Below are 11,513 nucleotides of genomic sequence, written 5' to 3'. Positions count from 1 at the left end.
GCGTCAACTTAAGGTATTTTTAATTATTTTTATTTGATTATAGGGCTTTTTTATCTTACTTTTTTCTTGATAAAAAGGTAAGCAAAAAATCAAGGCCTGGTAAAAAGTTGCGGAAATCATGTATTAGAGCTGGAAAAACAGAACTCACCCGCTGTGCGGGTTCAAACAGGCTGTTTTTCTAATCAGCTCTAATACGTCATTTCTGATCGCAACTATTTTACAAGGGGCGTTTTTTTGGTTGCTTTATATATTATTATGACTAGTAATCAATTAAATATATATCTTAAATTGACACTATTGAATGCATACTGTATCTTTTATAAACTGCTTGAGCACAAGCGAGTGCCAAAATAAGGGCTCATTTTTTAGGCTTCTACTACAGCTATGGTTGCAACGCTTACTTTCGCTACGCCTGCTGCTAACAGTGCATTGGTGCAAGCGCTTAATGTGGCACCTGTAGTTAGAATGTCATCTACTAGCAAAAGATGTTTGCCCGTTAGTAAATTAGGGTCTGTTACTTGAAAGGCACCTTGAAGATTGCTCATCCGCTCTACTTTGTTTTTCGTTGTTTGCGATGGTGTATAGCGGATTCTTGCTATACAGCTTCGATAAAAAGGAATGTTTAATGAAGCAGAAAGCCCTTGTGCAAAAAAATCACTTTGATTATAACCTCGTTCTTTAAATCTTTTAGGATGCAAAGGAATAGCTACAATAGCATCTATGCTTTGGATAATCGATATTTGATGTAAAATATTCCCATAGCGTTGCCCTAGTATCTCTCCAATTTGGGGTTGATTTTTATACTTCATTGCGAAAATAACTTGCTCAAGATGGCTTTTTTTTCTTAAGCTATACAACGCGAATCCATAGGTTATTGTTGCCTTGCCTGCAAAATGGTAGGTAATAGCATTATCAACTAATTGATGCGTATCTGTTTCTGGAAACGAAGTTAAACAAACGGTACAAATCAATGTTTCTCCCTGTACAAGTGTATGGTTGCACCCTGCACATAAAGGTGGAAATAACCAATCCAATAGTCCAATTATAAATCGTTTCATGCTAAAGGCATTTATAGTATAGTCTGTATCAAGTGTAAGGTGTTATATAAATGCCTTAATAAATGCCTTAATAAGTAACAACCTGGCCCATTTTCTTGCATTTTGCTAAGCCTCATGTATAAGGCATGAACAACAAGCTTCTTGCGTAAGGTGCTTATGTTGAGAGGTTTGCTAAGAGGCAGAGCGCACTAAACCGGCGTGTACTAGGGCTATATGACTAGTTTTCTTAATTGCCAGTATGCATTCAAGGCTGTGTTGTTGCTAGTAAAACGCCTCTTGTAAAATAGTTCCGATTAGCAATTACCTATTAGAGCTGATTAAAAAAACAGTTTGTTGGCACCCGCTGGGCGGGTAAATTCTGTTTTTCCAGCTCTAATAGGTGATTACCGCAACTTTTTATGGAGCGCTTTTTTTCTTTTTAGTCTGATGGAGCTGAATCGCTAGTGTAGCGGCAAAAGCAAGCAGCGCTATCTAACAGTTGCTTATAACGATTTTAGGTATTCTGCTAACTTATCTATTTTTTTCGTAGCATCTTTTTTCGTAGCATCTGCACAATTGTCCAAGTTGTTTGACTTTACCTCAGGCACAGTATCACAATTATGGTATTGTTTTGTAGGCTTAACATTTACATGGTGATCTGTAGTTCGGTTGGTACTTTTCTTAGCCATTACCCCAGCACCACTATTAAGATCAGATTCTTTTAAGGTGTATACAATCTTATTCTTATTTAATTTACTGGGACAAGCACCACGAAACGTGTTAGATAGTTGGCTACATGCAGTTTGCGTGGTTAGTAAAACAACGCCCAGTGCTGGTAATATTGCTTTTGAAAAGATAAAATGTTTATGGATTGTTTTAGTTTTATGCATATGGATTTAATGTTTACGGTTTATTCTAGTTGACTGAGAACAGAGGTGCGTTTGTATATCATGTAGTCCTGCCTTTTTTGCTCGGCTTACCCTTTGCTTTTCTAATCTCAGAGAGCAGATTTTTCTTAAGATTCTCAGAGAGCAGATTTTCCTTAAGATCTGAATCACTATTTTCAGTGGATGAACTAAACGTTAGCTTTTTCTTCTTCTTATTGGGTCTACCACCCGCTTTTATAATATCAGCTAGTAAGTTGGGTCTGAGATCTAAATCACTACTTTCAGAAGATGAACAATAGAAAAAAGCTTGTTTATCAGAACTAGGTTCAGAGTTCGAAACGGTTGATTGGATTGGTTTTGGTGGTACCTCGGGCTTTTTTGTATCACTTGAGCTTATTGGGCTATTAGTACTTGCTGAGTTATTTACCTTATCTGAACAAAGATTAATATGAATATTAACCTCTTGCCTTTGGTTTGAATATTGTCCTCCAGCAACTATAGTAATATGTAACTTACATTCAGATTCGCTATTTGTCGTATTATGACTCTGTTCATGATTGGTATGATGTCCAGTGTGTTGATTTTTATGCAGATTATCTTGTGCTATATTATAAGTCAAAACAACATTACCTTCCTTATTACTTCCTTGCACTCCTAAACTCTTGCCTACTCCAGTACATCCGGTTTGTGTAGCTAATAATAGGGAACCAACTGCTGGTAATATTGCTTTTGAAAAGATAAAGTGTTTATGTATTTTTTTAGTTTTACTCATATAGATCTGTTTTTTTAGGTTTATCGTTTTTTATTATCTACAATTTATATTTATGCTAAACTTTATAGATATAAGCTCAACATTATAGCATACTATCCTAGTCCTTTAATAGACTAATATTCTCATTAACATACTAAAATATATTTTAAAATCCAATCGAAGCTGTCTACTGAGGAACCTGGTAGGCCTATAATTAAGTAGCCGTTCAGTGCAGTGGCAAAGCTACGTAGAAAAAGCAAAAACGCCCCTTGTAAAATAGTTGCGATCAGCAGTCAGCCCTTACAGCTGGAAAAACAGAACTCGCCCACTTCGCGGGCTTCAAACAGGCTTTTTTTTCTATTTCAGCTGTAAGGGCTGATTGCCGCAACTTTTTACGGAGAGCTTGATTTTTTGGTTACTTTTTTATCAAGAAAAAAGTAACAATAAAAATTCATTTTTTACCAATGTCATGAACAGATACATAATTAAAAACACAAAACGCCCCTGTATCCATTCAGTGGTATGGTACCGCTAATAAAAAAGTAAGGTAAACATTCCTTATTCTGATGCAGAGTCAGCCATAATCAGTGTAGCCGCAAAAGCGATTAAGGCTATATAACAGGCAGGAGCTATAGGGGTATGATATTTATGAAAAAGATAGAAACAAATAGCCGTAGCAGATTTGCCAAATAAACTACTACCCAAAACAGTAGCCAATCCTATGGTAATGTAAGGTGCTGTTGTAGTCACTTGTTCTTTAGACCAAATGGTTAGAAAACAGCTAAAAACCACACCTAAAAAAATCAACCAACTACGTACTGCCGTTACATAAAAAATAGAAGCACCTGGTAATCCTGCAAAAAGGGGAATAATGGATAAAGCAAAGAGACCACTGGCTACTGCCATCAGGTTATTGTGGTCACACTTTTGACCAACTTTGGCGATCCAACTGATGAATAGGATATCTAATAGCATCAAAATAGGTGCATATTGCATCATAGTGGCATATGTAATCCTAGTAACCATGGGGACAAAGCTACTTATAAATATAAAGGGAATGGTATAAGCTATATAACTAAATCCAGCCACTATAGCGATGCGCATAATAGCGTTGCGTGCCTGCCAAAGTTGTTGATAGAGGGGTATGGTTCGCACCACAGCCATAGGCTTGTAGTGTTCTGCCTTTGGTTTTGTGTTTAATCTAAAAAAAATAAGATTCAATAGCGTAGCTAGTGCAGCTATTAAAAAGGGCAATCGCCAGTATTTTATAGGTTCAGCCATCCACGTGAAAGAGGTGCCAACAGCACCAGCTGATAAAATACCTACCATGGTAGATCCTTCATAAAATCCGGCAAGCTTTTTAGCTTCTGGCATTGCTAGTCCTTGGAGTAAATAAATTTTAGCAATGTTATCTTCTCCGGCTGCAGATGCTTCTGCGCATATCCTAGCCAATAGCAACCAAAAAATGCTCCATAGTGCTCCATTTTCATAGATGGGCAAAGCAGACATAATGATTAAACTAATGCTTACACCCAAAAGTGTATAGCGTAATGCCTTAGTTTCTTGGCTATTTTGGGCGATTTTGCTAAAAAAAAGAAGCCCCAATGGTTTGGCTAGAAAAGAAATGATCAAAAAGCTATAGCCTCCTATCAGCTGGACTACTGGTGTGCTTTTTGGAAAAAAAAGCGGGGCAATAATAGGGACCAAATAACCATATAAGGCATTATCAAAATGAATGAAGCCATTGGCTATTACAATCGATAGTTGTTGTTTAGTTAGCAATCTTGTCTTCATTGATAGCGCACAATATATAACAACAAAAACTTTATTTGCTTGCTATAGTCTCCCTATCATCCCAAACTTTTGCATCAGCTATTTTATTTTCTTGCAGGGCTAAATGGTAGACTTCATCTACAGCATCTACATAGTGAAATATTAAATTTTCACGATAGATTTCTTTGACCTCTTCGACATCTTTTTTGTTTTTGCTGCTTAGTATAATCTCTTGCATGCCCACACGCTTTGCGGCTAGAATTTTTTCTTTAATGCCACCTACGGGTAAAACTTCCCCGCGTAAAGTAATCTCTCCGGTCATAGCCAAGCGGTCTTTTACCTTTTTTTGTGTATAAAGGGAGGCTAGTGAGGTAAATAAGGTAATGCCTGCAGAAGGCCCATCCTTGGGAACCGCGCCAGAGGGTACATGAATGTGTAGGTCGTAATTGTCAAAAACGGTATGTGATACATCTAGGTATTGGTCATTGGCTTTTAGGTAAGAAAGCGCTGTCATAGCAGATTCTTTCATCACTTCTCCTAAATGACCAGATAAGTTGATCTTACCCTTCCCTTTACTCAAAACAGATTCTATAAAAAGAATTTCACCACCAGCAGCCGTCCAAGCTAAACCAATTGAAACACCAGGAATGGCTATTCGCTGATAGGAGGTCTGATCAAATAATTCCGGACCTAGTAAGGGCATGACATCTGTTGATTTGACTTTCTTAACATAAGCTTCTCCTAAAGCAATCGATTTGGCTGTCTTTCTGCAAATATGGGCTATTTGACGCGATAGCTCACGTACGCCAGATTCTCTTGTATAGCTAGCTATAAGGGTAGCCAAGGCATCATCTTGTATGGCCAGATCAGTGGCTTTAAGGCCATGCTCTTTTCTTTGTTTAGGAAACAGATATTTTTTAGCAATTTCTATCTTTTCTTCTAGCAGATAGCCACTTACTTCAATCACTTCCATTCTGTCGTGTAAAGCAGCCGGAATACGATCCATCGAGTTGGCAGTGGCTACAAATAAAACATTAGAAAGATCATAGGGTACTTCTAAGAAATTATCTACAAAAGTGTTGTTTTGTTCTGGGTCTAAGACTTCAAGTAGGGCCGAGGCTGGATCTCCACGCATACCGTCTATCTTATCTACTTCATCTAAGACGATAACCGGGTTGGATGAGCCGGTCTTTTGAATGTTATAGATAATTTTTCCAGGCATGGCCCCAATATAGGTTTTTCTATGGCCGCGTATTTCAGCTTCGTCATTTAAGCCACCTAGCGCAATACGTGCATATTTCCTGCTCATGGCTTTTGCAATAGATTTACCTAAAGATGTTTTGCCAACTCCAGGAGGACCACATAAACATAGAATAGGCCCTTTCATATCTTTTTTTAGTTGTAAAACAGCTAAAAATTCTAAAAGACGTTCTTTTACTTTTTCAATACCATAGTGGTCGGAGTCAAAGATTTTCTTAGCTCGATTCAGGTCTAGATTGTCTTTGGTATAGGTTTGCCAAGGCAGTTCGACGAGTAGCTCTGCGTGGTTGATGCAAATCGAATAGTCTGGGCTATGGGGGCTCATTCTTTCTGCTTTTTCCAATGCTTTTTTGAAATAATCGGCTACTTCTTTAGGCCATTGTTTTTTATTGCCTTTTTCACGCAATGCATCAATTTCATCGGAAAGGTCATTCTCACCTAATTCGTCTTGCAAGACTTTAACTTGTTGCCTTAAATAATAGTCTCGTTGTTGCTGACTAATATCAGAATGAACTTTATCCTGAATTTCTTTCTTAAGCTCTGAAATTTCTAATTCCTTCAGCAGATGCTTTAAAAGCAAGCTGGCTCGCTTGGAGCTATTATTTAATTCCAGTAACTTTTGCTTGTAGTGGATATCCGTATTTAAATTAGATGCCAAAAAATAGGTAAGAAAATCTAGATTTTTAATATTGGCAAGCATAGTCTGTGCTTCACTAGAAAGATCAGACCGAAACTTGAGGATTTTAATGGCAACATCTTTTAATGATTGCATCAGTGCAAGAACCTTTTTATCCTCTTTATAAGGTTGATCCTTGAGCAGTTGAATCGTAGCCTCTAGACCCAATGATTCTGTAAAGATTTGAATGGTTTGAAACTTTTGTTTGCCATGTACCAGGGCAATGGTTTTCCCATTTGGGAGGTTAATGATTTTAATGATTTTAGCTAGGGTACCTATGGTATAAATGTCTGTTTGCTTGCCTTCAAAGGTTTCGGGGTTACGTTGTGCCATAATGCCTAATAGACCATCTTTTTCATATATGGCTTCTATTAGGTGCATGGCCTGCCTTTCTTTGACCGTAATGGGTACGACAACATTAGGAAACAGCACCATATTACGAAGTGCCAATAAGGGTATTCTGCCCTGGGTATTGTCTTCAGAGAGCTGTTCTTTTTCATCAGATACAATGAGTTCTACCATCCCCCCTATGCCATCTTCTCCCCATGCGGAAGCCAGACCTCCATCCATTACTAGCGACTTATTAAAGTACATATGCTTATAAACGATTCATTTTTTATGAGACTTTTGCTGGGCTCAGCTTATGCTCAGGCATTTGACAAGTTATTTCTTATTCTGATGTAAAAGCAAATAATGTGCCAAAAAAGTAAAAATAACCGCGTTATATATTAACTGCTTAGAATTAATTTACGAATATCATTGCCCAATGCATAAAGTGTAAGTAAAAGTATAAAAATCATACCTAATTTTTGGATACGTTGCAAAAATCTATCGGAAAGCTTTCGGCCAGATAACGCTTCATATAATATACATAGTGCATGTCCGCCATCTAGTGCTGGAATAGGTAGTAAATTGACTAAGGCAATGCCGATCGATAAATAGGCAACCATGGTCCAAAACTTATACCCAATAAATTGATCTCCAAAATTTTGCGCAATGCCAATGGGACCACTTAAAGATTTTTTGATACTCATTTTACCTGTAATCAATTTCCAGATGGCTAAAGATTGTGTCTGTATGAATGCCCAAGCTTTACCTAGACCAATAGGAATAGATTCTATAAATGAATAATTTAGTTGCCTATATAGTGGTTCAGCCCATTTAATCCCTAAGGCTTCTTCAGTTACTTCAATGCATGTAGACATTTTTGTACCATTTCGTAAATAGACTACTTCAACTATTTTACCCAAACAGGTTTTAACGGTTGTAGGCCAATCAATTCTATCAAAGATGGGTTGGTGATTTAACTCAATAATTTCATCTTTAGCCCTTAAGCCTGCGCGCGCAGCATTGCCGTTGCTGCTAACTTCTTGAATCAAGCAAGGAAAAATAGGTCTTATAAAAAAACTAGTTTTGATGTTTGATAAATCTTCTATGATTTTTTCTGGAATGGGTAGGGTTAGTAGTTTCCCCTCTCTATGGATGGTATAGTAACTGTTGCTGCTGAGTAAAAGATTAGGTGCAAAAATATTGTTAAAATCTTCGAAATCTGCTCCATTGATTTTAATAATTTTATCTCCTGTTTTAAATCCCATGGCACTACCTATTGCATTGGGGACAATCCCATATTTGTTTACCTCATCTTTAGGTAAGTAAGTATGTCCCATCACATAGGTTAGGCCAATCCATATGAGCATGCCACTGATTAGGTTAAAAATAATACCTCCTAATATGGTGATTAGTCGTTGCCAAGCTGGCTTTGACCGGAATTCCCAAGGTTCGGGGTTATGGTTTAGATGGTGGTTATCTAATGACTCATCTACCATACCAGCAATTTGAACCGCTCCACCTAAAGGAATTGATCCTAATGAATATTCTGTTTCACCCCATTTAAATTTCAATAGCTTGGGAGGAAAGCCGATCATGTAGCTGTTGACCCGCATGTTAAATAGCTTGGCAAAAAGGAGATGGCCCAATTCATGTATACCAACCATGATGAATAACCCTCCTAAAAATTGAATGGTCTTAATAAGAAATGCCATATAGTATAGTTAATCGTTATTTTATATAAAGTAGTGCATAAATATAAGTAAAAAATAGCAGATCTTGATCTAAATGAATCGTGCTGGATGAACAAGCCAAGAAGCTATCCTTGGGGTTTTGAACCAAAATCATGGCTATAAGATATAGGCACTAAGATCTTTCCGTTTGATTAAGTCAGCTAATGCTTCTTGGACCATTTCTTTGGTAATGGTAATGGTTGTATGAGGGGTAATTGTATCTGGTACATCAAATAGTATCGGGGTTAATAGATGGCTCATTACGGTTTGCAAACGCCTAGCACCAATATTTTCTATCTCTTCATTGAGCAGGTAAGCGGTGGTTGCAATTTCTTGTTTTGCCTCTAGGCTAAAATCTAGCTTAACGCCTTCTACGGATAAAAGCGCCTGATACTGTACAGGTAATGCACTTTTAGGTTCATCTAGAATCTTGTAAAAATCTTTTTCTGATAGATTTTCTAAGGTAACGCGAATGGGAAAGCGACCTTGTAGTTCCGGAATAAGGTCAGATGGCTTAGCCATATGAAAGGCACCTGCCCCAATAAAAAGAATATGGTCTGTGTTGATAGGGCCATGTTTGGTTTGCACTGTGCTACCTTCTACAATGGGTAAAAGGTCGCGCTGAACCCCTTCTCGACTCACACCTGGGCTATTGCTTGGGGTGGTGTGTGCAATTTTATCAATTTCATCTATAAAAATAATACCCGAATGGCTGGCTCTGGCTAAGGCTTCTTCTTTAACTGCATTCATATCAATCAGTTTGTTTATTTCTTCTGTCAAGAGTAAGGTACGCGCTTCTCCAATGGTAACTTTTCTTTTTTTAGTTTGTTTAGGTAAAAAATTACTGAACATATCCTGAAAGTTCATGATGAATCCTTCGTCTATAGCAGGGCCTGCGCCTAGGCTATTTATATTGCTAGGTGGGGTAGTTTTGGTTATTTTAATTTCTATTTCTCTTTGATCCAGTGCGCCGCTTTTTAGTTTTTCACGAAAACGCTCTCGGGTATTGTAGCTGCTTTGTTGCTTTTCTAGTGATTTGTCTGTATTTATTTTTTCCTGAATATCAGTAACAAGTATATTTAAAATAATTTCTTCTACTTGGTGCGTCGCTTTGTCCTGGATGGTTTCCATTTGTTCTGCCTTTACCAGGGCTATGGCTCGTTCTACTAAATCTCGTACCATGCTCTCTACATCACGTCCAACATAGCCTACTTCTGTAAACTTAGAAGCTTCTACCTTAACAAAAGGCACTTTTGCTATTTTAGCCAATCGCCTGGCTATTTCTGTTTTGCCTACGCCGGTTGGACCAACCATTAAAATGTTGTTGGGAACAATATCCTGCTTAAGTGGTTCTTTAACCTGCATTCTACGCCATCTGTTGCGTAGTGCAATGGCAACGTTGCGCTTGGCTTCTGTTTGACCGATAATATATTTATCTAGTTCTTGCACAATTTCTTTAGGAGTAAAGAATTGATAATCAGTTGACATAATGTGATGCGGTTGGTATGTGATGTGATTGGTTCGGTCTATACAAGTTGATAGATCGCAATACCTTTTTTCTTTTTGTAGCACACGCTAGAGCCTTGAATGCATCCAATTTACTGATTTTTCAAGATTAAAAATAACTATATCGGCCGATTCATTCTGATAAGTGTTGGTCCAGGTTGTGGGTTATACTAGACAAGAAACTTTATGGACCAAGGTTGCTTAAAAGCTAACGGTAGAAATGGATCTAAAAATAATTTTTTTTAGTTTCATTATTAATATTTATTATAAATAAAAGCTAAATTTTTAGCGCCAAATTGACTATTCTAGCCTATAAACTAAAAAACATGAAAATAAAAACCCGAAATAAAACTGAACAATGTCACTTTTTCCTCTTTTTTATGTTGTGTCATCTCAATCTTTATTATCCTGATAGAATCAGTAGCATAAAAAAATATCTTATGGCAAATAGTAAAAACCTAATTAGGCTATTTAAAATGATAGGATTATGTATGATAGGTATGGGTTGTTCTAGCAGGGCTACACACCAGAAAGTACAAAATGGTGGACCGAACATACAATTTGTATTAACGCAAAAAGATAATGAGGCTAAAATTAAGCGTACGAAAACAAAAACCAAAGTAACATTAATAGACCGCTTAAACAGCAGCGTAATGAATTTTAAAGATCGGAGAAAAAACAAACAAATAAACACTATGTTAGCATTGGTAGAAAAGTATCCAATCCCAAGCCTGCAAAAGCGTCATCCAACTGGATTCAACCATACATGTTATGTGTGTCGATGCGATATTGGTCTAAGTGAAAACTTTTATAAGGTTATGTGTTGCTAGAAAAACCTACATAACGACTGCCTAGGATTGTATCTTTTAAGATTGCGTAAATCAAGTAACTCCATGAGATTATGTAATTTTGATGAAAATGAGGTTTTTATCAAACTTTGCTGTGAATCATCAAAAGATTTATACAACCATATAGCGGAAATAGAAAAACAAAATAAAGCAGTAAAATCAGACCATTCAGCAATAGCAAGAATAGAACGCAGTCTCATTAAAGCCCAAAACTTAGTGCCATATAATGATCTATTTACATGTTATATTTGTATGAGTCATTTCGAACAAGATGTGTACGTATTTGAGTGTGCTGAATGTAAAAACAAAGTCTGCTTAACTTGTCTAGCTAACTCTATCCATCATTATGGCCCTATATTGAAATGCTACTTCTGTAGAGCAACTATACCTGAATGCATCAACTTGCAAAGGGATTTAAATAGGCATTTTATCTCCTTGCTATCGTCCTGTCGAGAGCTAGGACTTGTATTATGTCCATGTATTATTCCCACTATAGGATTACCGCTGCTTCTGTTAATCTAACTGTAGAAAGTATCTGTTCATACAATGGCGTCAACTCAAGGAATTTTTAATTATTTTTATTTGATTATAAAGCTTTTTTATCTTACTTTTTTCTTGATAAAAAAGTAAGCAAAAAATCAAGCCCTGGTAAAAAGTTGCGAAAAGCTCCCCTCACAGCTGGAAAAACAGAACTCGCCCGCTGCGCGGGCTTCAA

Annotated in this window: 8 protein-coding genes; 1 reads left to right on the top strand and 7 read right to left on the bottom strand. The window is 37.0% G+C overall.

Annotated elements, in window-relative coordinates; genetic code table 11:
- Positions 1-365 precede the first annotated feature (365 nt).
- From MUW73_RS02055 to hslU, 7 genes are all read right to left on the bottom strand, one after another.
- Entirely contained in the window at positions 366-1,058 is a 693-nt protein-coding gene (locus MUW73_RS02055; protein WP_243018664.1) for a ComF family protein, read from the bottom strand.
- 482 nt (positions 1,059-1,540) lie between these two features.
- Positions 1,541-1,927: a hypothetical protein gene (locus MUW73_RS02050; protein WP_243018663.1), complete on the bottom strand. Its 387-nt coding sequence runs from the start codon at positions 1,925-1,927 to the stop codon at positions 1,541-1,543.
- Positions 1,928-1,985: 58 nt separating this feature from the next.
- The gene (locus tag MUW73_RS02045; protein ID WP_243018662.1) at positions 1,986-2,696 is read right to left on the bottom strand and encodes a hypothetical protein; all 711 of its coding nucleotides are present in this window, start codon (positions 2,694-2,696) and stop codon (positions 1,986-1,988) included.
- A 537-nt stretch (positions 2,697-3,233) separates the two neighbouring features.
- Positions 3,234-4,469, bottom strand: coding sequence for a hypothetical protein (locus MUW73_RS02040; protein WP_243018634.1), 1,236 nt, complete (start codon positions 4,467-4,469; stop codon positions 3,234-3,236).
- 31 nt (positions 4,470-4,500) lie between these two features.
- The gene (lon, locus tag MUW73_RS02035) at positions 4,501-6,978 is read right to left on the bottom strand and encodes an endopeptidase La (RefSeq protein ID WP_243018633.1); all 2,478 of its coding nucleotides are present in this window, start codon (positions 6,976-6,978) and stop codon (positions 4,501-4,503) included.
- Positions 6,979-7,112: 134 nt separating this feature from the next.
- On the bottom strand, positions 7,113-8,426 hold the full coding sequence (gene rseP, locus MUW73_RS02030; RefSeq protein WP_243018632.1) for an RIP metalloprotease RseP: 1,314 nt from the start codon (positions 8,424-8,426) through the stop codon (positions 7,113-7,115).
- A 135-nt stretch (positions 8,427-8,561) separates the two neighbouring features.
- Entirely contained in the window at positions 8,562-9,932 is a 1,371-nt protein-coding gene (hslU, locus tag MUW73_RS02025) for an ATP-dependent protease ATPase subunit HslU (RefSeq protein ID WP_243575205.1), read from the bottom strand.
- A gap of 344 nt (positions 9,933-10,276) precedes the next feature.
- Here hslU and MUW73_RS02020 point away from each other — a divergent pair, with 344 nt between their 5' ends.
- Complete coding sequence (locus MUW73_RS02020; protein WP_243018631.1) at positions 10,277-10,780, top strand: hypothetical protein; 504 nt, start codon at positions 10,277-10,279, stop codon at positions 10,778-10,780.
- Positions 10,781-11,513: the final 733 nt, after the last annotated feature.

Source organism: Candidatus Cardinium sp. cByotN1, from assembly GCF_022810525.1.
In the GTDB taxonomy this organism is placed as follows: Bacteria; Bacteroidota; Bacteroidia; order Cytophagales; family Amoebophilaceae; genus Cardinium.
The sequence above is the reverse complement of the archived record's forward strand: the minus strand, read 5'-3'. Positions and strand labels throughout refer to the sequence as shown.